Genomic DNA, 20,894 nt, shown 5'->3' with positions numbered 1-20,894 from the left:
GTGCCTGCTACTGGTCGGCCCAGAGCTGCAGCGACCCGGCAGGAAAGACCGGAGCCGGGTCGCCGCTATTGATCGTCTTGCTGGCCGAGAGCGCGATGCACCACAGCAGATTCCCGCTGGTACTGGCGTCCATGATGATGACGTGCGTCACCGTCTGCGGCCCGCTGGTGGCCGCCCCGCCCACCGTGATCGCGTTGGTGTTGCTGATGGTGCCGCTGGTGTTCGGCGCCCCCCAGTTGCTGGTGTTGGATGCAACCGCAGTTCGCGCATAACCCGTGTAGCTTGCCTCGGTGCCGGTGCTGCTGTCGCTGCAGGCCGAGGTGGAGAGGCCCACGTACAGCGAACTCGGCGCGGTGTAGGCCGTGCCACGCGCCACATGGTTGATGAGCGCGGTTTCGAGGTAGTTGCTGAGATCGCCGGCAGTGGCGACGGGCGCGCACATCGCGGCCAGGGCGATGAGTGCGGCGGCAGCGATGCAGCGGATGAACATGGTGGCTTTCTTCACGTCGGTTCCTTTCACAGACTGAAAAACACTTGCAAAAAAGGCCCCGGACTCTGCGGGAGTGCGGGGCCAGAGGAGACACCCTCACGGGGTCAGTGGATCAGGGCACGACGGCCTTGGTGGTCGCCTTGAAGCCATCGACCAGCACGTTGCCACCGTAGATGTGGCGGATCTTGTAGGTCAGCTGGTCGTTGCTGAACATCGATCCCATCGTCGGGCTGTCCTGCACGAACAGCTCGGGCTGCTCCTGGCCGTCGAGGAAGTCGATCTCCAACACCGGGAGCTTCGCCGGGTCGGCGGTGGTCACCCAGTCGTTGGTGTCCGTCCAGTACGGCACGACGATCACCATCGGGTTCACCGCCTGGATGAAGGTCTTGTCCAGGTTCTGGCCGCGCACGAAGAGGTTGTAGGCGGTTTCCTGCAGCTCAATCGGCACCAGGATGCGCATCGGCGTCAGGCCCAGGCGCTTGGCACTGCCCGCGCGCGTTTGCTTGGCCATCGCCAGGCGGTGCGCGGAGAAGCTGGTGGCATCGAGCGCAGCGGTGAGCAGGTTGCCGTGGCTCGCGTGGTACAGCGCCACGGTGTCGTAGATGGTCGGGTTGGTGCGGAAGAAGTCCAGCACGAACTCGTACAGCGTGTTCGCGGCCGACAGCGCCAGCTCAACCGGGATGCGGCGCAGCGCATTCACGTCGTCGTTCTTGATCGCTTCCAGCGACACGGTTTCGATGCCGCCACGCTTGGTCACGGCAAAACTGGCCGCCTCATCACCCGGCGTAGTCAGCGCTGTGTAGGGGCCGCCCTGAGCCACTGCGGGCAGGTTGCCGTAGCCACCAATGCGCATGCGCTGCTGCAGCCGGAAGTCGTTGGCCTGACCGACCGTCGCAACGTTGCGCCATTGCTGCAGATCGGTTTCACCTTCATAGACCGCCTGCATGCGGCGAGTGATGGAATCACCCAGTGCATTGGCAAAGGTGGACGTGATCACCGCCTCGCGGAAGTTCGCGCCAACCGACTCGCGCAACTTCGACACATCGCAGTCGCGCAGCTGGCCAGTCACACGCTTGTCGCCGGTCATCTCGATGTAGCACTCCTTGAACGAGCGCACTTCGCGGTGATTCTTGTGCTGCGGGTTGAAGAAGGCGTCGAGCATGTCGGCGATCTTCACGCTGCGGTCTTCGACCTCGACGGTGTCGAAGGCAATGACCGGCTTACCGGCCTCGGTGAATTGCGCGAGGTAGGCGCGTTCGTCTTCGATGGCCTTCTCAACATCGGCCTTGCCGAAGGGCTCGGTGGCCTCGGCGAAGCGGGCGATGAGCTTGTCTTTTGCCGGCAGCGGCAACTTCGCCTGGGCAATGACGGCCTGCGCCGTGATGCGGGCCTCGACCAGGCGCACTTGCTTGAGCGTCTCATCGCCCTTGTGGTCCGCCGCAACGGGCTTATGACCGTGGGTCACGGCTTCGCGGTAGGCAGTCTGGATATCATCATCGGTGGCATTGGCGCCATCGAAGTCCGGCTTGTAGGCCTTGATGGCCTCGATCATGCTTTGGCGGAGCGCCATGTCTTTCTCCTTGCTTGCAGTGCCGTGATCCACGGCTTCGATGAGACGGATCAGCCCGCCGCCCGCGCCGGGCTCAACGATCAGATCCACCGAATTGACCTTGGTGATGGACTTCGCCACGCGCACCTTGCGGTTGCCGCGCTGCTCGGTCTTGGCGGTGCCGTCGGCGTCGATGGAGAAGCCCATGAGCTTGTCGAGCTTGCGGGCCTTGGCCTCGCGCAGCTTGGTGGCGACCGAACCGGAGGGCTCGATCAGCACCATCTCGGCGCGCAGTTCGCCCGTGTCCGGGGTCGCGCCCTCCACGAAGTGCGGTTTGGTGAGCCCGCCTTCGAGGTTGCGCACGTCCTTGCCTTCGCCCTTGATGTGCTGGGCGTCGGACTTCACGAACACGCGCGCGCCCTCGAACAGCGGGGCCGCCTCGCGCAGCACGGCGTCGGGATAAAAGACGTTGTTCAGGCTCAGGCCCGACTTGATGACGCGGATCAGCCAGCGGCCGGAATCGGCTTCGCCAACCGCCTCGATCAGCACCACGTCGTCGCCAGCGGCAGCGACGGACTCGCGCACCGAGATGTGCGAGCCGACGACTTCGGACGGTTCGCCGATCAGCACCTGGTTGTCGGCCCCCACGGTGTAGGGGTAGGCGTAGGAACGGCCGCGCTGGCCGAGCGACCCCACGCCAGCGACCACGACGCGATTCGGGTAGATCGCCTCGAAGCCGACGTCGTACATGGATTGCAGGCCCAGTTTGACGGCCAGCGCCGCGCGCACCAGCTCGCTCACCGCCCGGAACTCGGTGGCGTTTGCCTCGCGCAGTTGGGCCTCGGTGAGGCCCGCTTCCGGGATGGGTTTCAGGGCCACGATGCGGCGCCTTACTCGGTGGCGGCGGCTTCAGCCGCCTTGGGCGTTGCGTTGCCGGGCTTGTAGGCCTTGCAGCCCTTGGCGTCGTCGCTGCGCAGCTTCACGCCATCGACGGTGACCACGACGACCACGCCGTCGCGGTCTGCAAAGGCGAGCACGTGAGCCGGACTGATGCCGACTGCCTTGGCGGCGGCTTCCTTGGTGAGCGCGGCCTTGTCAGCCTGCACGGGCGGGTTCTTGGGATCGGACATGATGCCTCCTGGCGTGATCGAGTCGGATGCGTTGATTGGTTCAGTTCCCTGGGGAACGCAAACGCATCATCCGCGCGCGCGCAACGGCAGCCGAGGCAAAGGGCTTGGGAAATTGAGCGTGAGGCAAAAACCGCTCAGCGGCGGCTCAGAGAGGCCAGGGGCGTGCCGCCGTCGCGCGTGTCGGGCAGCGGAGAGACCATGCTCTTGAAGCGCGGCACCACCGGCACAGCGACGCAGCCGCAGTGGATGCGCTCGCCAATGGGGGCCGAGGGGTCGTGCGGGTGCATCATCAGCAACGTGCCGCCGTTGAGCTTGAAGGGCTTGTCGACCGGCACCGTCTGCCCGTGGATGACGGCGTGATTCACGCGCGGATGCCGCTTGCCCGACTTGACCCAGCGTTTGGCCAGCCCCGGCACCCGCTCTGCCGCCTGCGCCATGCGCCGCTGGTTGGCGGTGCTGTAGGCGGCGGCCAGGTTGTCGATGACGATGCCGGTGGCACGGCGGCGCGTGGCCTCGCCGAGTTGGGCCTGGGTGGCCTTGATGGCGTCGAACGGGGATTGCGCCCCGATGATGACCAAGCCCACCTGGGTGTTGATGGCGTCCGCCGCCACGGTGGTGATGCCCTTGACCTTCATGGTGATGAAGGCGGTCATGGCGCGAAGCTGGGCGTCGTCGATCACCGGCAGCACCGCCTGCACGTTGGCGGCGGCCAGCACGCGATCCACCAGCGCGCTGCCACCCGACCACGCATCGCCCAGCCCACGCGCGGCCACCTGGGCGGCCTGGTCGCCGAAGCGCGCCAGCGCGGCGGTGATCTGCTGCTGCAACTGCGGCAGATACCAGCTCTGGTAGTCGGTGGGCTGACCGGCGAGGATGCGGGTGATCTCATCCGACGCCAGCTGCAGGATGGCGCGGATCTCGGCGTCGGTGTCGTTGATCAGCCGCGTGCGGTCGGCCAACGCCTCGCGCGCGGTCTGGCTGGGCGTCTTGCGGGCCATGCTCAGGCCGTGGCCGCCGTCTGGCGTGCCGCCCTGGCTGCGGCAAGCTGCGCCGGGTCGTTCGGGTCACCATCACCCAGGTCGCCCGGGTCGCCAGAAGGCGGGAACACGTCGCCCTCTTTGCGCTGCATGTCAGCGCTTTGCGCAGCCTGCAATTCCTTGGCGGCATCGATCTCGACGCCCAGGCGTTCGGCAATGCTGGCGATCAGCTTGATGGCGGTGTCGTCGGTCATCTTGCCGTTCTGCACCGCCATCACCGAGGCCGTGACCACCTGCGAGAGGGCGGCGGCGTACTTGGTGGTGTCGCGCACGGTCAGCTCGGGGAACACGGCTTCGCACTTGAGGCGCGGGTCATCATGCGCGATCTGTCCGACCTTGCGCGCACTGTAGTGCTGGCGCAGCACGTAGGTGCCCACCTTCACCAGCATGGCCTGGATGAACGCCTGCCGCATGCTGAAGATCTTGAACGTCGGCTCGCCCATGCTCTCGCCTGTGCTGCGGTTCACGTCGCCGCCGCCCCCGAACCAATGCGTGGGGATCGTACATCCACCCAGCACATGCTCGCGGAACAGACGCGCGCCCTCGGCGGTGTCGCTCGCGTTGAGCGTGGGGCTCTTGGCCTCCAGCTCTTCACTCTCGTTGTGGATGTAGGTGGAACTTGAGGCGGGCTGCTTCCACTTCTTCTTCTTCGCGTCGATCTCTTCCTGCGTGGCACCCGTTACCTTCAAGTCCCAAATGAATGCGCGGCGGAAGTCGTAGCCCTCCAGCTCGCCGTACATCCATTGCTCGTAGGCATCAGCCCAGTCGGCCACGGTGCGCAGGTCGCTGCGGCCGCGCCGCGTCTGGCTCAGCCGGTTGATCTGGAAGAGGAAGCACTCGCCGTCGGCGAAGCCCTCGCGCGCAGCCTGTGTGCGCTGGGTGAACAGCTCGGCTTCGTCGCCGTTGTAGATGACGCGCAGCTTGAGGTACTGGGCTTTCTTGTCACGCACCGTCACCACGCCGATGGGGATATCGGGGTTGTCCGGGTCCATGACCACCTTGTCGATCAGGCCAGGGTCCAGGTAGCCCAAGCGGACCTTACCGCTCATGTCGTTGGTAAAAACAGGCCAGCACTGCTCGCCGTACAGGCTCAGCTCGCGGCACTTGTCAGGCAGGCGCAGGTCCATCTGGTTGATCGGGTCGGACCAGAAGGCGTCCAGCACCTTCTGGCGCTCGCGCTGCAGCGCGACCGCAGCCTCTTTGGCGCCTTCGTCCGCCCCCTCGTCGCCGCCCTCGTCTTCGAGGTGCAGCGGCGCGTAGAGCTTGACGCCCTCGGCGAGGATGAAGGCGTTCATCAGTTCGACGCAGCGGTTGGCCAGCAGGTTGCTGTCCCACAGCCACAGGGCCGTCTCGCGCATGCGCGCCTGGCTCAACGGCGAGAGGTCGCGCGCCGAGTCGCCGCTCAGTTTGCGCCAGCCCTCGTCGTCTTCGATGTCGGTGGCGGCGCCCGCTGCTTCGATCAGGCGGGTGGGCTCCTCGTTGTCACCGAGAAACACCTGCCGAACCGCCTCCACCATCCGAGAAAACCGCCCCATCGTGCGCGCCATCATCGTCACCCCGTTGTCGATGCCCCGCGACCGGGGGCAAAACGCTTTGCAAAGCCATCAAACCGGCGCGCAGCAGCCAACACCGCAGCGCACCCCGAAAATCGCTCCTGCGCGGTTTACGCGCGTCGACCTATCGATGCCGCCCCATCCGCCCCGCGAGCCCCACGAATCCACTGGGCCGCTTTGCCGCCATGCCACCCAGCCGACCGGCCTGGCGCTGCGCGCGGTAGGCGTCGTGGTCTTGCTCGGTGCTGGCGCTGGCGGCGGGTGGAACCTCCTCACGCGTGGCGGCGTAGGCCAGCATCAGCGCCACCGCCGAGTCACCGTGGCGCTTGCCACCGTCTGCGCCCTCGGTGCGCGTGTCGGGGATCAAGGGGATGCCCTTGTCGACCACCACCATGCGCAGGTCGTCGAGTACGAAGCGGTCCTTGGGCAGCTCGATGCCGCCGTCTTCAAAGGCCGCCTTGAGCGGCGCGGTGTTATCGCGGTACCAGGGGCGCGAGAGCATCACCTGCTCGATGCGGCTGGCGCCGTACTTCTGCATGGCCTTCTCGGCGATGTACTGGCCGTTGCCGCGTGCGTCGAACTTGCCGTGGCGGAAGTTGGGCAGGCGGTCGAGGATGTACTGCACCACCTCCCACTGCTGGTCGAAGGGGCAGTTGCGCAGCTCGACCAGGAACGGCACGCGCCGCCGCAGGTTGCTCAGCAGCTGTGCAGGAACCAGAACCGTCAGGTCGCCGGTGCGGCCAAAGTCTTCGCCGAAGTAGCTGGGGGCCGTGGGGTCCAGCGTCAGCAGCAGCGGCAGCAGGTTCGCCTCGCACCACTCGCGCATCTCGGCCGTGCGCAGGTGCGCGGCCCAGTGCACGAAGTCTTCCGACGGCGGCGCCCAGCGCAGCACCGGCAGCTCGGCCTTCATGCGCGCCTCGATGAGCGCACGGGTCAGCCAGGCGCCGGAGCCGTTCTTGGGGATGCAATCCAGTTCCTCGGCGGCGTTGCTGCCGTACTGCGCATAGATGCCCTTGACCCAGATGGCCTTGTCTTCGGGCGTCGGCTTCACGTCACGACGCAGGCACACACGCTCGTACAGGCCATCGTCCAGCGCGTTCTGGAAGGTGATGGTGTGCAGGCTGTAGGGGAACTTGCCGGCGCGGACGTCCTGCACCAGCTCGTTGAACGGGTTGGCGTCGCCGTCGTGGGTGCTGATCACATGCACCTGACCGCCCCAGATCAGCAGCGCCATCGCCGCCTTCAGCAGCTCGGCCAGGTTGGTGTGGAACGCGGCTTCGTCGATGATGACGCGGCCTTGCTTGCCGCGCAGGTTGCGCGGGCTGCTCGACAGCGCGGTGATGCGGTGACCGGACGCGCAGCGGATGGTGAAGGTGAGGATGCTCTTTTTTTCTTCGCCGTCGATGAAGACTTCTTCACCTTCTTCGATCTCGCCGGCTGCCATGCCGTAGAAGCGGAGCCAGTCGCCGCAGTCGCGGATGAACTCCTCGGCCATGTCTTTCGTGTAGCCGATGTACCACACGTCCATGCCGCTGGTCTGCGCCGCCAACAGCGCGGAGTCGCCGGCTTCGCCCCAGGAGAGGCCGATACGGCGGCTCTTCTCGCACACCTTGACGGGGTTGGTGTCGGCTGCCCAGCGCTGCTGATAGCCGAGGAAGGCGGCAGGCGCACGCTGATCGCGTGGTTCCAGCTCGGCGGCGTCATGCATCACGGCGCCACCCCGCCAGGCAAGCACACCCAGATCGTCACGCAGGGCACGACATTGATGCACCAGCGACGATGGTGGCGAGAATAGTGGGCGCCAAGCCAGAGCGCGCCGGGTTGGAGCTTCACACCCCATACGAGCCGCGCCATCACTTACCCCCAATGCCCAGAATCTGCGCACGGATTTCATCCGCCGCCGTATCCGATAGCCCAGCGCTCTTGATTTTCTTCACGACCTCTTCGGCGGTCGCCTTGGCCTTCGCACGCACCTCGCGCAGCTTCAGCTCGATGGCAAGGTGGGCGCCGCTGGCCTTGCCCAGGTGATCCAGCGCCTTGGCGAGCAGCATCACCTCCATCGCTTCTGGCGGCTCTTCGCGCTCGTCCAGGCTGCCGATGGTGTTGAAGCAGACCATGCGCAGCATCTCAGGCAGCAGGCGTGCCACATCGCCGTTGGGCTCGGCCTCCAGCTTCGCCAGCCAGACCTTCGACACTTCCTGCGCCTCGCGGTAGGCCTGCATCTGTGCCTCGGCGCGCTTGGTGTAGCGCCCGAGGGCCGAGCGGCTGACGGGCTCGGCGCCGTTGTTCAGCTCCGCGAGCTTGGCGAGGATGTCGTCCAGCGTGTGGCGGCCCTCGCGGATGAGCGTGTCGAGCGCCTCGCGCAGCGGTTTGGGCAGTTCCTGGATGCTTGATTTGCGTGGCATGTCACGCCCCCCTGCGAATGATGGAGGCCAATACAGCGACAACGGCAACGCCGCCCAGTGCGCAGGCGATCAGCCCCGGAAGGGTGCAGGCTCCAGTGATGTCCTTGACTAGACCGCAGGCCCCGAAAACCGCGAGGGCAAGAAATAGAAACGCCGCGAGGGTCTCCATGTCACGCCCCCGGCAGTGGCCGCTTGACGCCCGTGCAGTGCGCGCGGCCTTGTGCGACATCCAGCCCGCGCTGGGTGAGCGTGACGATGCACACGCCGGCCACGCCTTCGGTGGAGACGAGCGCCTGCTCTTCAAGCCAGTCGATGTCGGCATGCAGGCGGTCCTGGCTCACGTCGTGGCCGAAGCCGCTGCATGCGGTCTGCAACAGGTACAGGTTGGCGCGGTAGCCGCTGCTCTCGGCCAGCAGGCGCAGCAGCACGAGGCGGCGGTCTTCGGTCTGCAATTGCTGAAAGCTGTTCATTTGCCACCTCGCAGCATGTGTTCCTGGATGAGCTGCAGGGTGTGATTCGCCGCCTTGAAGGCGCCGGTCAGTTCGTGCAGCTCTTCGGTGAGCGCGGTCACGCGACCGTGCAGTTCCTTGATGTCATCCTTGTCAGGTCCTGCCTCGGCATCACTCTCCAGCGCGGTGAGGCGATTGCCGTGCGCGTTGAGCTGGACCTTGATCCCCTCGATCTGCGCCTCGTCGGCCTTGCGCTGCTCGATGCGGCGCAACATGAACCACATCCACAGGTTCGCCAGCAGCGAAACGGCAGGCCAGGCCACGCTGGCCACGTCTTTGTACTCAGTCACAGTCCCGGCCTCCCCGGTGTGGTTGTTGGTGTTCTCGGGCCAGACCGTTGCCCTTGCACTCGTCGCAATACTTCACGTGCGGCTGCTCGCGGCGGCGCGCATCGGGGATGCGGTTGCCACAGCCCAGGCACCATTTCTCGCTGGTGGCCTGCCAGTCGTGCGCGTGGTCGGCACTCATGCCGGCACCTTGCCCAGCACGCGCGCGAGGTCGATGGCCCACAGCACATGCGTGTCGCTCTGTCCCTCGATGCGGCCACCCGGCACCATGTGGCCGACCGGGCGCCAGGCTTTGACGGTGCGCACACCGGCCTGCCACAGGGCCTCACCCAGTTCGCGCAGGTCGCGCCGGCTCAGGCGGCCGGTGGCGGCCTCGATCACGGCCACGTCGCGGAATTCGTGATTGACCACCACGGTGGCGCGGTAGGGCTCGGGAAACGCGGAGCCAGGCGCCCAGAAGCGCGCGATGCTGGTGAGGGGTTCGAGGGTCATGCAGGGGGTCATCGCGCACCTCCGGTGCCGGCCAGCAACTGGTCTTTTTCGCGGCTGCCGCGCGAGCTGCCGAACTCGAACTGGTGCGCATCGCGCAGGCACACACCGAAGATGCTGGCGATGGTGCCGAGGATGCCCACCACCTCACCCGGTATTTCCTTGCGGTAGAAGATCAGCACAACCAGGCAAGCGACCAGGCCGATGGCATCTGCCAACACCATCAGGTCGGCCCGCCGATTGCGGAAGCCGGCCTGCGCGAGGGCGATGTCACGCGCCCGTGCGTTCTGCCGGTCGGCCAGATAGGCTTGCTCCAGCTCGGCATCCACCTCCAGCGTGCGGCGGCGGAACTCGGCCTGCGCCGCCGCGTCGGCCTTGATGAGTTCGAGGGCCTCTTCGGGCGTCTTGGCGCCGCTGACCTGCTGGGCGATGCTGACGATCTTCTCAGCGGCCTGTGCGCTGTCGTCACTGGCCCCGAAGAAGCGCATGATCTGCGGCGCGAACTGCGCCAGGCCTGCAATGACGGGCAGCAGCGGCGGCATCACTTCGCTCCTTTGTGTAGTGCGCCGGGCAGCAAGCCGCCCGCCAGCCACTTGGCGACATCGAAGCCGGGGCAGGCCTTTGCCACGCCGGGCAGCTCACGGTGGCCGCATACCCCACGCGGGCGCGGCGACTTGAAATCGGGTGTCTGCAAGGGAATGCGCAGCTCGCCGCACAGCCAGCGCACCTGGTCAGCCAGGGCGGCCCATTGCTCGGGCGAAAAAGCGTCGGTACCCACCACGCACAGGCCGAGCGATCGCTCGTTGTAGCCCTGGGCATGCGCGCCCACCTCGGCCACGCTGCGGCCGTTGACGCGGGCGCCATTGGTGTAGATGAGCCAGTGATAGCCAACGGCGGACAGGCGCGGATTGAGCGCGCGCATGGCAGCCGGGCGGCGCGAGAAGCCGCGTGCGCGGTGCCACTGATCCACGTCTTCAACCGTCGTCCAGCGGCCATTTGGCGTGGCCGTGCAGTGGATGACGATCAGATCGATGGGGCGGCTTGGCGTGTCCATTCGCGCAGTCTCCGCGCGCGCGCGAAGCCTGCCGAGGCAAAGCCCTTGGGAAAATCAGCGCGTCAGAAACAACAACGCCCGCACTTGGCGGGCGCTGTAGGCACAACCAAAACCACTCACCAGCTCAGGATGAGTTCGCGCTTTTCACCTTCAGCCAGAGTGATCCACGAATAAACGTTGCCGCCCTGCGTAGAAACACCGTTATCCCAGGTGACGTGCGTCAAAACTAGATATCTGCCTGACGGCACGTTACTGAAGGCAAAGCGACCGCTTGCATCCGCAGTCGTGGTTTTCGTGTACTGATCAAGCCTTGGATCAAGCGGCGTCGTTCTTTTCCCTCGCTGCACGTGGAGCGAAAACCAGCTCCGGGTATAGCTCGTGTCAGGAAAAAGCGCGACCATGTTTCCTGCCGCAAGCTTCACATCGCCGCCCCGCGTCTTTAGGAACGCCTGCCCAGACACGGCAGCTGACCCGCCTTTTGGAAGCGATTGAAACTCTGACTCTGGAAACTCCGGCAACTTGTAGGGCTTGGTGCCAGCACACGCCACAACGAAAAAACAGGCCAACCAAAGCACAAAATAGCTTTTGACTGTCTTCATAGTCCCATCCCTACGAAACAAAGCGCGCCGATGCACGCACATGATTCATCCGGTTGCGGAACATGCGCAACAGCGAGCCGAGGCGACTGCTGTCCATCTGCACATGCCGCTGCGGCCCATCCAGCATTTCCGTGACCGCCCCCAAGGCCGATGCTGCATCTTCCAGCTCGGCCCACTCCTGCTCCGGGATGAAATAGCCCGGTTCTTGTACTTGCCCCACTTGTCCCACGATACGACTCCCACAACGTTTGATCCTGGCCGCCAGGATTGGCGGCCGGGTGCTGATAACCGGCGTAGGTCGGCGGGCATATTCCCCCCTCGCGGGAGTCTTTTATTAGCCGCACACCCGGCCATGATCGGCAGATCACGGTCGTGTGGAACCCGGCAGAGGTAAGCCTCCGCCTCGCTCCCGCCTACGCTTTTCGACACGCTGGTGTTATCAGCACCAGGGATCAAACGTACTGCATGCCCCCAGCATTGCCGGGGACACGAAAACCTACATTGCGAACAAAGTCACGCTAATCCATTCCCCCAGCAAATCTTTGCCCATCTGGGCAGGTTAACGCTGTTTCAAGGCAGACACCATCTGCTCGACGGCCCGCTTGCCTTTCTCATCCAAGCACCGGAACGCGCTGATCAAGCTCACCTCCCGCTCCGAGGGCTCCAGATAGCTCGCTTGCGGCTGACGCATACCCAGAGCCCTGGTGCGCCGCCCCGTGATTACGTAGCCCACATCTACGCCCAAGGCATCGGCCTTAATCCAGTAGTCGGTACCTGGATTGCCTTCTTCCTTCTCGTAATTGATCTGCGAGTTTCTCGACACACCACACAGCTCAGCCATTGTGGGCTGAGACATGGAGTGCCGCAGCCGCTCTTCGCGTAGGCGCTCACCAAAAGACAAAACGATCCCCTGCACAAATTTCTTGGCAGTACAGAAATTTGTGCTAAAGTTGCCTTAACTCGTTGCCTCAAACGGTTAAGGCAACGGTGTTTAAAAGTTGCCCTCTCGTTGCTGTCGTAGCCGACACAAGGAACCTAACGATGTCCCCCGAACAAATTCTTGGCCTTATCAAAAAGAAGGGCGCGACCCTGGAGGACATTGCCGCCGGCGCAAAGTGCTCCAAGCCTCACGTTAGCCGTGTGATCTCCGGTGAAACAAAGTCCCGCCGCATCGCCACCATCATTTCCCTGTTCCTCGGCCAACCAGTCGACAGGCTGTGGCCCGGCAAGTACCCCGCCACCTACAAGCGCAACCGCGACGGTGTTCAGCGCGAGCTGCAAGCCGCCGCGCTGATGGCCGAGCGCGAGCTGGGGAGGGCTGCGTAATGCGCGATGCATTCGGATTTCTCCTCTCAGGCAACGTGTGGGGTGAGCCCTACGCCCAGGCAGCGGCTGCGCGCGCCAGCTCGTTCGCCAATCCCTCAAGCAGCTGCCCGGCCTGCGGCATTTCGCTGGATATCGTCGCCGCTCGCTCCTGCCACGCGCCGGCCACTGACGGCCCCGAAACCGACCCGGCACGGTGAAGCATGGCTACTAACACCAGCATCGCGTTTGCGGTCGCATCCACCTTCGCCTGCAGTTCGTCCATGTCTGCCACCCCTGTGTGTGTATGGGCTGAATTCTACGCACCGCAATTTGTTTTCGCTGCATGCAATGCCGCGATTTGTTTGGAGGGTGTATGCCGCGCCTGAATCCAAACCGCGCCAGGTATTGGAAGAACCTGCAGCCGACCGACTTGCGCAGCGCGCTGGAGGGTTGCAAGGACTACGCGCTGGAGGCGGCCAACCTGTCGGTCGACCGCATCGCCGAGCGCATGGGCGTCGATAAATGGACGCTCTACAAGTGGATCGCCGAGGGTCGCATGCCGGCCAACATGATCCGCCCGTATGAGCTGGCCTGCGGCATCAAGCTGGTGACGCGCTACATCGCGGCCAGCGCCGACCTGCTGACCATCGACATCCCCAGCGGCCGCACAGCGACGGCCGAAGACCTGACGGCATTCGCCTGGAGCATGCACACCGCCCAGGGCGCACTGATGGCGTTCTACAGCGGCCGTGAGACGGCAGAGAACACGCTCGATGCCATCGCCACCGCAATGCAAGACCTGGCGTTCCACCGCGTGAATGTGACCAAGCACGCCCAACCCGAACTGGAGTTCCCGCAATGAAAGAAGACAACCGCGCCGTGCGTCGCGTGTGCCGCCTGATGCGTGTGCTGAATGGCCATGCGTTGGATGGCTTGACGCTGCGTGAGATCAGCCAGGCGCTCAAGGAGAACGACAGCACCGTGCTGCGCTGCCTGGAGACGCTGGCAGAGGAACAGATGGTGGTGAAGCTCGATAGCGGCCGCTGGGCGCTGAGCCTGCTGATGGTGCAGATCGCCACCGCCACCGCCGCCGAGATCGGCCGTAAATCCGCGCGCCTGCAGGAGTACCAGCAGCGCGTGCTTTCCGCCGCCTGAGCGGCCACTACTACCGGAGATTGAACATGCCACGTGCAAAACAGACACCGACCGAACCCGCTCAAGCACCCGTGCTGGATGCAGGCAAGGTCGTGGCCCTGCAACGCGATGCCTCAGCCCATGAGATGGCGGTGCGCGATGCCATCGGCGACATGGCGCCGTACAACCAGGAGGCGGCCGTCGCCCGCCTGCGCGGCCTCATGGCGGCCGGCGCGCAGGTGATGCTGGAGATGGGCCGCACGCTGATCCAGATGCGCGAGAACGAGCCCGAGAACAGTTTTTCCGACTTGCTGATTCGCGTGGGGCTGGAGCCCCGCGTGGCATACCGCTCGATGCAGGCGGCGCGCAAGTTCCTGCTGACGATGCCGGAAGGCAAGGAAGACGCCTTCGCCAACATCGGGCGCGGCAAGCTCTACGAGCTGCTGGTGCTGGACGAAGACCAGACCGCCGAGCTGGCGAACGGCGGCAGCGTGCTGGGCCTGACGCTGGACGATGTCGACACCATGTCGACCAGCGAGCTACGCCGGGCACTGCGCGAGGCACGCGCCGAATCGAAGGCGGCCGAAGACTCGCAGCAGCGCATCGTCGCGGCGAAGAATGAGGCGCTGGACCGCGCAAACGAACAGCTCGACAAGCTGACGCACGGTGGCAAGGACGTTGAGCGCCGCCTCGCCGTGGAGCGCGAGCAGCACGCGGTCAAGACCTTCCAGGAGGCCGCGCTGGAAATGCTGGGCGCGATCCAGAAGTTCGATCTGGCTGTCGCCGACTGCCTGGTGGAGCGCACCGAGGCACGCACCACGCTGGCAGAGCAGACGGTCACCTGGTTGTTCCAGCGCGTGGCGCAGATCGCCAACGAGCGTGGCATGCCGGTGAACTTCCAAGCCATCGTCGATCCGCTGAGCCTGGAGGCCTGACATGCAAGCCGGCGCGCTGCCCGAACTCGAACTGATGCGCTCGCTTGCCGCGCGGCTGGCTGTTGCCCGCCACGGCGAAAAGGCCACCATCATGGCCGAGGCCGAAGTGCGCCTGTGCATGAACAAGGCCACCATCTACGCGCGGCTGAAAGAGCTGGGCCTGTATGACGCGGGCCGCAAGCCGCGCGCCGACAAAGGCCGGCTGTCTGTGCCTGAGGATGTGGCGCTGAAGGCGGCCGGGCTGGTGCACCTGGGCACGCGCGCCAATGGCAAGCGCACCCACAGCATGCGCGCCGCCCGCGAGCTGCTGGAAGCCAATGGCATCGGCGTGGCAGACGAGGAGACCGGCGAGGTGAGCATGGTGTCCGCCACCACGCTGGCCCGCGCGATGCGCGCCTACAACTGCCACCCCGAGCAGCTCGAAGCCGGCCATCCGGCACTCAGCATGCGCAGCCTGCACCCGAACCATGTGTGGCAGATCGACATGAGCGTCGCCACGCTGTTCTACGCGCCCGATGGCGGCGTGCGCGGCATCCAGCACCTGGACGATGCCGAGGTGTACAAGAACAAGCCCGATGCCGTCGCCCGCGTGCAGCGCGACCTCTGCACGCGCTGGATGATCACCAGCCACGCCAGTGGCGCCTACTTCGTGCGCTACATGGCAGGCCATGAAGACGCGATGAGCTTCATCGAGTTTTTCCTGGAGGCCATCCAGGCGCGGCCGAACGGTGAGCCGATGCACGGCGTGCCGATGATCCTGGTGATGGATGCAGGCGCTGCCGGCCGCGCTGCGGTGGCCCGCAATCTGCTGGACCGCCTCGGCGTGCGGGTGATCATCCATGCGCCGGGCAACCCGCGCGCCAAGGGGCAGGTGGAGGGCTCGCACAACGTGTGGGAAATGGTGTTTGAGAGCCGCCTCGCGCTGTGGAACCCGGCCAACCTGCAGGAGCTGAACGAGCGCGCCGACATGGTGCGCCGCGCGCACTGCAGCAAGGCCAAGCACAGCCGCCACGGGATGACGCGCTATGCCGCGTGGATGCGCATCAAGCAAGACCAGTTGCGCCTCGCGCCCCCCATCGAGCTGTGCCGCGAGCTGGTGACGACGGCGCCGGTGGAGCGCACGGTGAGCGACCAGTTGCTGATCAGCTATGCCGTCAGCGGCTATGGCTCGCAGACCTACGACCTGCGCCACATCCCCGGCGTGGCGATCCGCGAGAAGGTGCGCGTGGTGGTCAATCCGTACCGCGCGCCGGCCATCGACGTGCTGATGCTGGACACCGAGGGCAAGGAGCAGGCCTGGACGGTGGAGCCGGTGGCGCGCGACGACTTCGGCTTCATCGAGAGCGGCAACGTGTGGGGCGAAGAGATCAAGGCGCTGCCGGAATCGGCCGCCGAGCGCCAGCTCAAGAAGATCAACCAAATGGCTTACGACGTGCCCACCGAGGCCGAGGCCAGGGCCGCCCGCAAGGCGCGCGAGAACGCCTTCGAGGGCGAGATCAACCCGTTCGCAGACTTCGAGCAGGTAAGTGTGCCGCAGTACCTGACGAAGCGCGGCACCGAGCATGCAGTGAGCATTGCCGCCCGCGAGCTGCCCCCCGTTGCCCTGGTGGATGTGGTGCGCCGACTCAAGGCGGCTGGCGACCGCAGCCCGGACCTGTATGCCCGCCTGCGCGCCGAATACGGCGACGAGGTGCCCGCCAGCGTGGCGGATGAACTGGAAGCCGCTGCCCGCGCCGCACAGCCCGTGCGTGCCGCAGGTGGCATGTGAGGTGCCACATGGAACAGCAACCGACCCCGCTGCCGCCGCTGGACCCGGATGTGCGCGAGCAGCAGAAGCGTGAAGAAGAGGAAAGGCCGGTGACGGCCGACTTGCACGGCGGCGCGCACTCGCTGGGCGTGAGTGGGTGTTACGTGCGCGAAACGAAGTATCGGGAATGAAAACGCCCCGTCGGCGCTAACCGACAGGGCGTTGGGTGGGGGCCTGGCAGGGCACCCGTTGCAACCGCAGGAGCAATCGCAGGAGGTAGTGTAAATGAGCAACAGCAAGTACGTCATCCCGCTGCTGCTGGCCTTGCTGGCCACCAGCGCACACGCGGAAACGCCGGCCGACGAGGGCTGCGCCCTCACGGTGGCCGGCATCAGCCACCACTTCGACCGCTCGCAGGAGTGGAAGGAAACCAACCCCGGCATCGGTATCGAGTGCGAAGGGGCCATCGCCGGCTACTACCGCAATAGCTACGACAAGGACACGGTCTATGTCGGTTACGCCTGGCGCCCGCTGGAAGCCGGCCCCATCCGCGCCGGGCTGATGGGTGGCCTGGTCACCGGCTACGACCTGCCGGTGATGGTGGCGCCGACGGTCGAAATCCGCATCACGCAACGCGTGGCCATCGAGCTGATCGGTGCCCCCTCGGTGGGTAAGCGCACCGCGTTCGTGGCCGCTCAACTGAAGCTGGGGTTCTGACATGGCACACGCCAAGCGCACCGAACCCAGCCCCCGCGAAATCTACTGGAGGCTCCCTTACATGCCACTAAAGCTCCGCGACGTGGTGGCGTCTGCCGGCCTGACGATGAAGAAGTTCGGCAGCCTGCTGCGCCAGCAGAACGGCAAGACGTTCAGCGAATCGACCGTCAGCCTGATCCTGGGCCGCGACATCTGGCCCACCAAGACCCCGCGCCCCTGGCTGGAGAAGCAGATCCGCGAGCTGCTGGAACAGCTGGGCCGCCCCGAGGCGCACGACGAAGACCTGTTCGCGGTGCTGGAAGACCAGATCGCGGAACACGGCCCCGCCGTGAGTGCCTTTCAGCGCGCGGGCGCCAAGCCCGCACCCGTGACTGATGAACCCTTTGACTATGAGGAACGACACATGCTCAGCGCTGCTGCCAAACGCAAGTTCGGCCTGTTCTCCGACCCCTTCAACGCCGACCCGCAAGGGGCGGAGGATGTGTGGTTCGGGCCCGACCAGAAGTTCATTGCCGATTCGGTGTGGGAGGCCATCCGCAATGGTCGCCTGTTCGCCCTGGTGGGCGAGTCCGGCAGCGGCAAGTCGACCATCATGGACTGGACGCGCGACCGCATTCAGCGCGAAGGCCACCCGATCCGGCTGATCCAGCCGATGCTGCCGGAGAAGCAGAAGCTGAGCGGCGTGGGCATTCTGGAAGCCATCGTGCGCGATCTGGATCCGGACGCGGTGGTGAAGCAGCGCAACGAACCGCTCACGCGCCAGGCCATTCAACTGCTGGCCGATAGCGCGGCGGCAGGCAACACGAATGTCATTCTGTTCGAGGAGGCGCACGACTTGTCGGTGCATGCCTTGAAGCAGCTCAAGCGCTTCCACGAATTCAAGAGCGGCTGGAAGCGGCTGGTGTCGATCATCCTGATCGGGCAGCCGGAAATCCTCTCGAAGCTGGGCGAACACGCACAGGGCGAAGCGCGCGAGGTGGCACGACGCCTGGAGATTGCGCAGTTGCTGCCGCTGGACGATGAGCTGGAAAGCTACACCAGCCACAAGCTGGCCCGCTGCAGCAAGCAGGCGCATCAGCTCTTCGACGACAGCACGTGGGACGCCGTGCGCGGCAAGCTGCGCCGCAGTGTGCAGCGCCCCGGCCAAACGGCTGGTGCGGTGTCGATGCTGTACCCGCTGTTGGTCAACAACCTGCTGGTGAAGGCCCTGAACGCTGCCGCCGAACTGGGCGCGGACAAGGTCGACGCCGCCATCGTGAAGGGGTGCTGAGATGAATCGCGAAGTCGATCACACCCCCGGCATGCCTTTGGCCTACCAGGCGCGCGGCGTGGCGCTCAACGCCTTCTTCACCGCGCTGTTCATCGTGGGGCTGTTGTTGCTGGTCGGCACCGTCAGCAACGACGAGTACACCGCGCAGGTGGTCTATGAGCGCGACACGCTGCAGAGCGAGCGCGACGCGCTGGCAGATGCGGTCGGCCAACTGGAGCGCGAGCTGCTGCTGGCCCGCGCCCAGGCAGACCTGGCGTGCGCCCACCAATCCACCGAGTTGGCACAGCGATGAGGGCGGCAGACATGTTCATCCATATGCACGTGCAGTCCCATGTCATCGGCCCGGTGGTGGCGGAGCGCAGCAGCAAGGGCGGCCACTGGTCGGTGCATCGCGAGATCACGATCTACGAGAAGGATGGGGGCCGTCACATCCTCACCCTGTTCCTCGACCCGCGCAGCCCTGAGGGTGTCGTGGCCATCACGGCAGCGAAGAGCCGCATGAATGAGGAGGTGAGCCATGCCTGATACCACGCTCATCCCCCTGGCCCCCGTGGGGGACGCGGCACAGGCCACGCCACGTCAGGAGGTGTTTCCGGTCGGCCGTGCAGATGAACCCGCCGATCAGACCGAGCCCTGCTTTTTGTTCAGCGACAAGGGCGAGCTGTTTATCGAAACGGGCGAAGAAGTGACCCGCCTGGGCGCGCGTGATGTGGCACGGCTGCGCGACTTTCTGGCACGCCTGGACAAGGGGGACCGGTCATGAAAAAGCTGCCCGCGCTGGCAAACAAGATCCTGCTGGCGGCACGGCCGTCGTGCATCACGATGGCACAGCTCAACGAGCGCTATGGCGTGTCGGTGCTTCACCACCTGCATCTACTGCGCCGCGAAGGCCTGCTGACCACGACGCTCAGCGATGCGGGTGATGAGGCCTGGATGCTGACAGCGGCAGGCCGCAAGGCCTGCCCCTCCGCACGCGACCTGGCACGCCTGCCCAGCCCGGAAGAGCTGACCGCAATGGCGGCTGCGGCACGACCGGCACACGCACCGCAACACTGACCCAAACCCATCGCCTGGAGAGTGACATGCAGATTACGAAGGAAACGCCCGGCAACAACGCGCTGCTATTGGTGCTCTCCCGGCACATGGGCGAGGCGAATGGCATCACCGGCGAGGCACTGGCCCGCGCCATCGGCAAGACCTCTCGCCAGGTGCGCGAGCTGATCAGCGAGCTGCGCACCTGCGGCGTGCAGGTGTGCGGCCATCCGAAGAGTGGCTACTACATCGCCACCGACCCGGCCGAAGTGCAGGAGACCTGCCGCTTCCTGCGCGACCGTGCGATGCACTCGCTGCGGCAGGCCGCCGCCCTCGACAAGAAAACCCTGCCCGAATTGTTGGGCCAACTTCGCATCGATCTGGAGCAAGCAGCATGAGCAAGAACAAAACCCGCCTCAAGGCCGCCGCGTCGGTCGCCGTACCTCAGACGCGCGAGCAGGTGACCGGCAGCATCCGAGAGATCGGCACGCTGACGCGCGACATCACCCGCATCGAAGCGGCCATGAACGACGAGCTGGCCGCCGTGCGTGAGCGCTACGAACAGCAGGCACAACCGCTGCGCGACCGCGTGGCCACGCTCAACCTGGGCGTGCAGACCTGGTGCGAGGCCAACCGCGAGCCGCTGACGCAAGGCGGCAAGGTGAAGACGGCCGCCTTCCCCAGTGGCGAGGTGCAGTGGCGCCTGCGCCCGCCCTCGGTGCGCATCACCGGGCAGGAGGGCGTGCTGGACGCACTCGCCCGCCTGGGCCTGACCCGCTTCATCCGCACCAAGGAAGAGGTGAACAAGGAAGCCATCCTCGCCGAGCCCGAAGCGGTGCGCGGCGTGGCCGGCATTGCCATCAACCAGGGGGAGGACTTTGTCATCCCCCCCTTCGAGACCGAACTCAGCGAAGCCTGAACCGAGTGTGAGTGAGCTGTTGCACGAGCCCAGGAAACCGTGGCGCATGTAACGGACCCCGCGGCCGCCGATCCTCCCGCAGTACCAAACCGGCGGCCGCACCCCACCCATCAACTGAAAGGAGCCATCAATGGCAACGCAAGCAGAACTGATCGCCGAAGTGTCGGAAGTGTCCGGCTACACCCGCAAGGCGGTCGAAGACGTCATCAAGACCTTCGGCGACGTGGTCGCCGCCGAGCTGGCTGCCGGCCATGAAGCCCCGCTGCCCGGCCTGGGCAAGCTGGTGGCCACGCAAGCCCCGGCCCGCACCGCCCGCAACCCCAAGACCGGCGAAACCATCCAGGTGCCCGCCAAGTGGAAGCCGGTCTACAAGTCGGCCAAGGCCCTGCGCGACGCGATGAACGAGGGTTGCTGACCATGCACATCCGCATCACCCACTGCGACCCCGACACCCGCAAGGCGCTGGTCGTCACCCCCATCAATGAACACGGCCGCATCTGCGGCCTGCCCGAGATGGTGACCCCCGGCGAAACCCGCGACCTCTACCTGCACCACGCCAAGGGCTACAGCCTCGGCGAACACACCATCGACGTGGTGAGCCAGGCCGCAGCTTGACCCCAGCCTGCAGCCTCGCGTGCGGGGCTGTGGAGTGGAGTCGGACGAACACCCCAGAAGCTGGTGAGACGGCTAGCCAGCGACCACCCGTGTGAGCCCCCGGTGCCGAAATCTTAGC

At 65.6% G+C, this 20,894-nt stretch carries 33 protein-coding genes; 16 read left to right on the top strand and 17 right to left on the bottom strand.

The annotated features are described in order from the left end of the window. Positions 1 to 7: 7 nt before the first annotated feature. The 16 genes from NMB43_RS15905 to NMB43_RS15830 all read right to left on the bottom strand — a co-directional run bounded on the left by NMB43_RS15905 (position 8) and on the right by NMB43_RS15830 (position 11,943). A complete protein-coding gene (locus tag NMB43_RS15905; protein ID WP_494349141.1) occupies positions 8 to 505 on the bottom strand; it encodes a phage tail fiber protein in 498 nt (165 codons plus the stop codon). 97 nt (positions 506 to 602) lie between these two features. Next, positions 603 to 2,918 carry a phage major capsid protein gene (locus NMB43_RS15900; RefSeq protein WP_494349140.1) on the bottom strand — a complete coding sequence of 772 codons (2,316 nt, stop codon included), beginning with the start codon at positions 2,916 to 2,918 and terminating at the stop codon, positions 603 to 605. A gap of 11 nt (positions 2,919 to 2,929) precedes the next feature. After that, the gene (locus NMB43_RS15895) at positions 2,930 to 3,169 is read right to left on the bottom strand and encodes a hypothetical protein (protein ID WP_494349139.1); all 240 of its coding nucleotides are present in this window, start codon (positions 3,167 to 3,169) and stop codon (positions 2,930 to 2,932) included. A gap of 134 nt (positions 3,170 to 3,303) precedes the next feature. After that, positions 3,304 to 4,167: a putative phage head morphogenesis protein gene (locus tag NMB43_RS15890; RefSeq protein ID WP_494349138.1), complete on the bottom strand. Its 864-nt coding sequence runs from the start codon at positions 4,165 to 4,167 to the stop codon at positions 3,304 to 3,306. Positions 4,168 to 4,169: 2 nt separating this feature from the next. Then, a complete protein-coding gene (locus NMB43_RS15885) occupies positions 4,170 to 5,723 on the bottom strand; it encodes a hypothetical protein (protein ID WP_494349137.1) in 1,554 nt (517 codons plus the stop codon). 160 nt (positions 5,724 to 5,883) lie between these two features. Continuing rightward, positions 5,884 to 7,530 carry a hypothetical protein gene (locus NMB43_RS15880; RefSeq protein WP_494349136.1) on the bottom strand — a complete coding sequence of 549 codons (1,647 nt, stop codon included), beginning with the start codon at positions 7,528 to 7,530 and terminating at the stop codon, positions 5,884 to 5,886. 82 nt (positions 7,531 to 7,612) lie between these two features. After that, the gene (locus NMB43_RS15875; RefSeq protein ID WP_494349135.1) at positions 7,613 to 8,164 is read right to left on the bottom strand and encodes a DUF3486 family protein; all 552 of its coding nucleotides are present in this window, start codon (positions 8,162 to 8,164) and stop codon (positions 7,613 to 7,615) included. Positions 8,165 to 8,334: 170 nt separating this feature from the next. After that, on the bottom strand, positions 8,335 to 8,634 hold the full coding sequence (locus NMB43_RS15870) for a VpaChn25_0724 family phage protein (protein WP_494349134.1): 300 nt from the start codon (positions 8,632 to 8,634) through the stop codon (positions 8,335 to 8,337). Then, positions 8,631 to 8,963, bottom strand: coding sequence for a DUF2730 family protein (locus NMB43_RS15865; RefSeq protein ID WP_494349133.1), 333 nt, complete (start codon positions 8,961 to 8,963; stop codon positions 8,631 to 8,633). Before NMB43_RS15865 ends, NMB43_RS15870 begins: the two co-directional genes overlap by 4 nt. Further along, positions 8,956 to 9,141 (bottom strand): TraR/DksA C4-type zinc finger protein, encoded by a 186-nt coding sequence (locus NMB43_RS15860; protein ID WP_494349132.1) that lies wholly within the window; start codon positions 9,139 to 9,141, stop codon positions 8,956 to 8,958. The genes NMB43_RS15865 and NMB43_RS15860 overlap by 8 nt, the downstream gene beginning before the upstream one ends. Further along, positions 9,138 to 9,452, bottom strand: coding sequence for a hypothetical protein (locus NMB43_RS15855; protein WP_494349131.1), 315 nt, complete (start codon positions 9,450 to 9,452; stop codon positions 9,138 to 9,140). The genes NMB43_RS15860 and NMB43_RS15855 overlap by 4 nt, the downstream gene beginning before the upstream one ends. Before the next feature lie 8 nt (positions 9,453 to 9,460). Continuing rightward, a complete protein-coding gene (locus NMB43_RS15850; protein ID WP_494349130.1) occupies positions 9,461 to 9,991 on the bottom strand; it encodes a hypothetical protein in 531 nt (176 codons plus the stop codon). Then, positions 9,991 to 10,503: an N-acetylmuramoyl-L-alanine amidase gene (locus tag NMB43_RS15845; protein WP_494349129.1), complete on the bottom strand. Its 513-nt coding sequence runs from the start codon at positions 10,501 to 10,503 to the stop codon at positions 9,991 to 9,993. The genes NMB43_RS15850 and NMB43_RS15845 overlap by 1 nt, the downstream gene beginning before the upstream one ends. 116 nt (positions 10,504 to 10,619) lie before the next feature. Continuing rightward, positions 10,620 to 11,102, bottom strand: coding sequence for a carboxypeptidase-like regulatory domain-containing protein (locus tag NMB43_RS15840; protein WP_494349128.1), 483 nt, complete (start codon positions 11,100 to 11,102; stop codon positions 10,620 to 10,622). 10 nt (positions 11,103 to 11,112) lie between these two features. Further along, positions 11,113 to 11,331, bottom strand: coding sequence for a hypothetical protein (locus NMB43_RS15835; protein WP_494349127.1), 219 nt, complete (start codon positions 11,329 to 11,331; stop codon positions 11,113 to 11,115). A 330-nt stretch (positions 11,332 to 11,661) separates the two neighbouring features. Further along, entirely contained in the window at positions 11,662 to 11,943 is a 282-nt protein-coding gene (locus NMB43_RS15830; RefSeq protein ID WP_494349126.1) for a hypothetical protein, read from the bottom strand. 200 nt (positions 11,944 to 12,143) lie between these two features. Here NMB43_RS15830 and NMB43_RS15825 point away from each other — a divergent pair, with 200 nt between their 5' ends. After that, the gene (locus tag NMB43_RS15825; RefSeq protein ID WP_494349125.1) at positions 12,144 to 12,428 is read left to right on the top strand and encodes a helix-turn-helix domain-containing protein; all 285 of its coding nucleotides are present in this window, start codon (positions 12,144 to 12,146) and stop codon (positions 12,426 to 12,428) included. A 49-nt stretch (positions 12,429 to 12,477) separates the two neighbouring features. Here NMB43_RS15825 and NMB43_RS15820 read toward each other — a convergent pair whose 3' ends face one another. Next, positions 12,478 to 12,690, bottom strand: coding sequence for a hypothetical protein (locus NMB43_RS15820; RefSeq protein ID WP_494349124.1), 213 nt, complete (start codon positions 12,688 to 12,690; stop codon positions 12,478 to 12,480). A gap of 90 nt (positions 12,691 to 12,780) precedes the next feature. Here NMB43_RS15820 and NMB43_RS15815 point away from each other — a divergent pair, with 90 nt between their 5' ends. The 15 genes from NMB43_RS15815 to NMB43_RS15745 all read left to right on the top strand — a co-directional run bounded on the left by NMB43_RS15815 (position 12,781) and on the right by NMB43_RS15745 (position 20,776). After that, positions 12,781 to 13,269 carry a MerR family transcriptional regulator gene (locus tag NMB43_RS15815; RefSeq protein WP_494349123.1) on the top strand — a complete coding sequence of 163 codons (489 nt, stop codon included), beginning with the start codon at positions 12,781 to 12,783 and terminating at the stop codon, positions 13,267 to 13,269. Beyond that, positions 13,266 to 13,562: a helix-turn-helix domain-containing protein gene (locus NMB43_RS15810; RefSeq protein ID WP_494349122.1), complete on the top strand. Its 297-nt coding sequence runs from the start codon at positions 13,266 to 13,268 to the stop codon at positions 13,560 to 13,562. Before NMB43_RS15815 ends, NMB43_RS15810 begins: the two co-directional genes overlap by 4 nt. Before the next feature lie 26 nt (positions 13,563 to 13,588). Next, positions 13,589 to 14,476, top strand: a complete 888-nt coding sequence (locus NMB43_RS15805) for a hypothetical protein (RefSeq protein WP_494349121.1) — start codon at positions 13,589 to 13,591, stop codon at positions 14,474 to 14,476. 1 nt (position 14,477) lies between these two features. Next, a complete protein-coding gene (locus NMB43_RS15800) occupies positions 14,478 to 16,244 on the top strand; it encodes a hypothetical protein (RefSeq protein ID WP_494349120.1) in 1,767 nt (588 codons plus the stop codon). A gap of 8 nt (positions 16,245 to 16,252) precedes the next feature. Continuing rightward, a complete protein-coding gene (locus tag NMB43_RS15795) occupies positions 16,253 to 16,414 on the top strand; it encodes a hypothetical protein (protein ID WP_494349119.1) in 162 nt (53 codons plus the stop codon). Positions 16,415 to 16,508: 94 nt separating this feature from the next. Continuing rightward, positions 16,509 to 16,940, top strand: a complete 432-nt coding sequence (locus NMB43_RS15790; RefSeq protein ID WP_494349118.1) for a hypothetical protein — start codon at positions 16,509 to 16,511, stop codon at positions 16,938 to 16,940. A 61-nt stretch (positions 16,941 to 17,001) separates the two neighbouring features. After that, positions 17,002 to 18,210, top strand: coding sequence for an ExeA family protein (locus NMB43_RS15785; RefSeq protein WP_494349117.1), 1,209 nt, complete (start codon positions 17,002 to 17,004; stop codon positions 18,208 to 18,210). Between the two features lies 1 nt (position 18,211). Further along, positions 18,212 to 18,502: a hypothetical protein gene (locus NMB43_RS15780; RefSeq protein WP_494349116.1), complete on the top strand. Its 291-nt coding sequence runs from the start codon at positions 18,212 to 18,214 to the stop codon at positions 18,500 to 18,502. An 11-nt stretch (positions 18,503 to 18,513) separates the two neighbouring features. Next, entirely contained in the window at positions 18,514 to 18,735 is a 222-nt protein-coding gene (locus NMB43_RS15775; protein WP_494349115.1) for a hypothetical protein, read from the top strand. Further along, positions 18,728 to 18,973: a hypothetical protein gene (locus NMB43_RS15770; RefSeq protein ID WP_494349114.1), complete on the top strand. Its 246-nt coding sequence runs from the start codon at positions 18,728 to 18,730 to the stop codon at positions 18,971 to 18,973. Before NMB43_RS15775 ends, NMB43_RS15770 begins: the two co-directional genes overlap by 8 nt. Then, positions 18,970 to 19,266, top strand: a complete 297-nt coding sequence (locus NMB43_RS15765; protein WP_494349113.1) for a hypothetical protein — start codon at positions 18,970 to 18,972, stop codon at positions 19,264 to 19,266. Before NMB43_RS15770 ends, NMB43_RS15765 begins: the two co-directional genes overlap by 4 nt. A gap of 26 nt (positions 19,267 to 19,292) precedes the next feature. After that, positions 19,293 to 19,640, top strand: coding sequence for a hypothetical protein (locus tag NMB43_RS15760; RefSeq protein WP_494349112.1), 348 nt, complete (start codon positions 19,293 to 19,295; stop codon positions 19,638 to 19,640). Continuing rightward, positions 19,637 to 20,161 (top strand): host-nuclease inhibitor Gam family protein, encoded by a 525-nt coding sequence (locus NMB43_RS15755; protein ID WP_494349111.1) that lies wholly within the window; start codon positions 19,637 to 19,639, stop codon positions 20,159 to 20,161. Before NMB43_RS15760 ends, NMB43_RS15755 begins: the two co-directional genes overlap by 4 nt. Before the next feature lie 130 nt (positions 20,162 to 20,291). Beyond that, complete coding sequence (locus tag NMB43_RS15750) at positions 20,292 to 20,576, top strand: HU family DNA-binding protein (protein WP_494349110.1); 285 nt, start codon at positions 20,292 to 20,294, stop codon at positions 20,574 to 20,576. 2 nt (positions 20,577 to 20,578) lie between these two features. Next, positions 20,579 to 20,776, top strand: a complete 198-nt coding sequence (locus NMB43_RS15745) for a hypothetical protein (RefSeq protein WP_494349109.1) — start codon at positions 20,579 to 20,581, stop codon at positions 20,774 to 20,776. The last annotated feature ends 118 nt before the right edge of the window (positions 20,777 to 20,894 follow it).

The sequence above is a fragment of the Uliginosibacterium sangjuense genome (genome assembly GCF_059132465.1).
The sequence above is the reverse complement of the archived record's forward strand: the minus strand, read 5'-3'. Positions and strand labels throughout refer to the sequence as shown.

What these genes read in the sequence shown, in the direction of transcription:
- NMB43_RS15895 (WP_494349139.1), bottom strand. Translation starts at nt 3,169, where the DNA reads ATGTCCGATCCCAAGAACCCGCCCGTGCAGGCTGACAAGGCCGCGCTC.
- NMB43_RS15890 (WP_494349138.1), bottom strand. Translation starts at nt 4,167, where the DNA reads ATGGCCCGCAAGACGCCCAGCCAGACCGCGCGCGAGGCGTTGGCCGAC.
- NMB43_RS15885 (WP_494349137.1), bottom strand. Translation starts at nt 5,723, where the DNA reads ATGGTGGAGGCGGTTCGGCAGGTGTTTCTCGGTGACAACGAGGAGCCC.
- NMB43_RS15875 (WP_494349135.1), bottom strand. Translation starts at nt 8,164, where the DNA reads ATGCCACGCAAATCAAGCATCCAGGAACTGCCCAAACCGCTGCGCGAG.
- NMB43_RS15870 (WP_494349134.1), bottom strand. Translation starts at nt 8,634, where the DNA reads ATGAACAGCTTTCAGCAATTGCAGACCGAAGACCGCCGCCTCGTGCTG.
- NMB43_RS15860 (WP_494349132.1), bottom strand. Translation starts at nt 9,141, where the DNA reads ATGAGTGCCGACCACGCGCACGACTGGCAGGCCACCAGCGAGAAATGG.
- NMB43_RS15855 (WP_494349131.1), bottom strand. Translation starts at nt 9,452, where the DNA reads ATGACCCTCGAACCCCTCACCAGCATCGCGCGCTTCTGGGCGCCTGGC.
- NMB43_RS15850 (WP_494349130.1), bottom strand. Translation starts at nt 9,991, where the DNA reads ATGCCGCCGCTGCTGCCCGTCATTGCAGGCCTGGCGCAGTTCGCGCCG.
- NMB43_RS15845 (WP_494349129.1), bottom strand. Translation starts at nt 10,503, where the DNA reads ATGGACACGCCAAGCCGCCCCATCGATCTGATCGTCATCCACTGCACG.
- NMB43_RS15840 (WP_494349128.1), bottom strand. Translation starts at nt 11,102, where the DNA reads ATGAAGACAGTCAAAAGCTATTTTGTGCTTTGGTTGGCCTGTTTTTTC.
- NMB43_RS15830 (WP_494349126.1), bottom strand. Translation starts at nt 11,943, where the DNA reads ATGGCTGAGCTGTGTGGTGTGTCGAGAAACTCGCAGATCAATTACGAG.
- NMB43_RS15825 (WP_494349125.1), top strand. Translation starts at nt 12,144, where the DNA reads ATGTCCCCCGAACAAATTCTTGGCCTTATCAAAAAGAAGGGCGCGACC.
- NMB43_RS15820 (WP_494349124.1), bottom strand. Translation starts at nt 12,690, where the DNA reads ATGGACGAACTGCAGGCGAAGGTGGATGCGACCGCAAACGCGATGCTG.
- NMB43_RS15815 (WP_494349123.1), top strand. Translation starts at nt 12,781, where the DNA reads ATGCCGCGCCTGAATCCAAACCGCGCCAGGTATTGGAAGAACCTGCAG.
- NMB43_RS15810 (WP_494349122.1), top strand. Translation starts at nt 13,266, where the DNA reads ATGAAAGAAGACAACCGCGCCGTGCGTCGCGTGTGCCGCCTGATGCGT.
- NMB43_RS15805 (WP_494349121.1), top strand. Translation starts at nt 13,589, where the DNA reads ATGCCACGTGCAAAACAGACACCGACCGAACCCGCTCAAGCACCCGTG.
- NMB43_RS15800 (WP_494349120.1), top strand. Translation starts at nt 14,478, where the DNA reads ATGCAAGCCGGCGCGCTGCCCGAACTCGAACTGATGCGCTCGCTTGCC.
- NMB43_RS15795 (WP_494349119.1), top strand. Translation starts at nt 16,253, where the DNA reads ATGGAACAGCAACCGACCCCGCTGCCGCCGCTGGACCCGGATGTGCGC.
- NMB43_RS15790 (WP_494349118.1), top strand. Translation starts at nt 16,509, where the DNA reads ATGAGCAACAGCAAGTACGTCATCCCGCTGCTGCTGGCCTTGCTGGCC.
- NMB43_RS15785 (WP_494349117.1), top strand. Translation starts at nt 17,002, where the DNA reads ATGCCACTAAAGCTCCGCGACGTGGTGGCGTCTGCCGGCCTGACGATG.
- NMB43_RS15780 (WP_494349116.1), top strand. Translation starts at nt 18,212, where the DNA reads ATGAATCGCGAAGTCGATCACACCCCCGGCATGCCTTTGGCCTACCAG.
- NMB43_RS15775 (WP_494349115.1), top strand. Translation starts at nt 18,514, where the DNA reads ATGTTCATCCATATGCACGTGCAGTCCCATGTCATCGGCCCGGTGGTG.
- NMB43_RS15770 (WP_494349114.1), top strand. Translation starts at nt 18,728, where the DNA reads ATGCCTGATACCACGCTCATCCCCCTGGCCCCCGTGGGGGACGCGGCA.
- NMB43_RS15765 (WP_494349113.1), top strand. Translation starts at nt 18,970, where the DNA reads ATGAAAAAGCTGCCCGCGCTGGCAAACAAGATCCTGCTGGCGGCACGG.
- NMB43_RS15760 (WP_494349112.1), top strand. Translation starts at nt 19,293, where the DNA reads ATGCAGATTACGAAGGAAACGCCCGGCAACAACGCGCTGCTATTGGTG.
- NMB43_RS15755 (WP_494349111.1), top strand. Translation starts at nt 19,637, where the DNA reads ATGAGCAAGAACAAAACCCGCCTCAAGGCCGCCGCGTCGGTCGCCGTA.
- NMB43_RS15750 (WP_494349110.1), top strand. Translation starts at nt 20,292, where the DNA reads ATGGCAACGCAAGCAGAACTGATCGCCGAAGTGTCGGAAGTGTCCGGC.
- NMB43_RS15745 (WP_494349109.1), top strand. Translation starts at nt 20,579, where the DNA reads ATGCACATCCGCATCACCCACTGCGACCCCGACACCCGCAAGGCGCTG.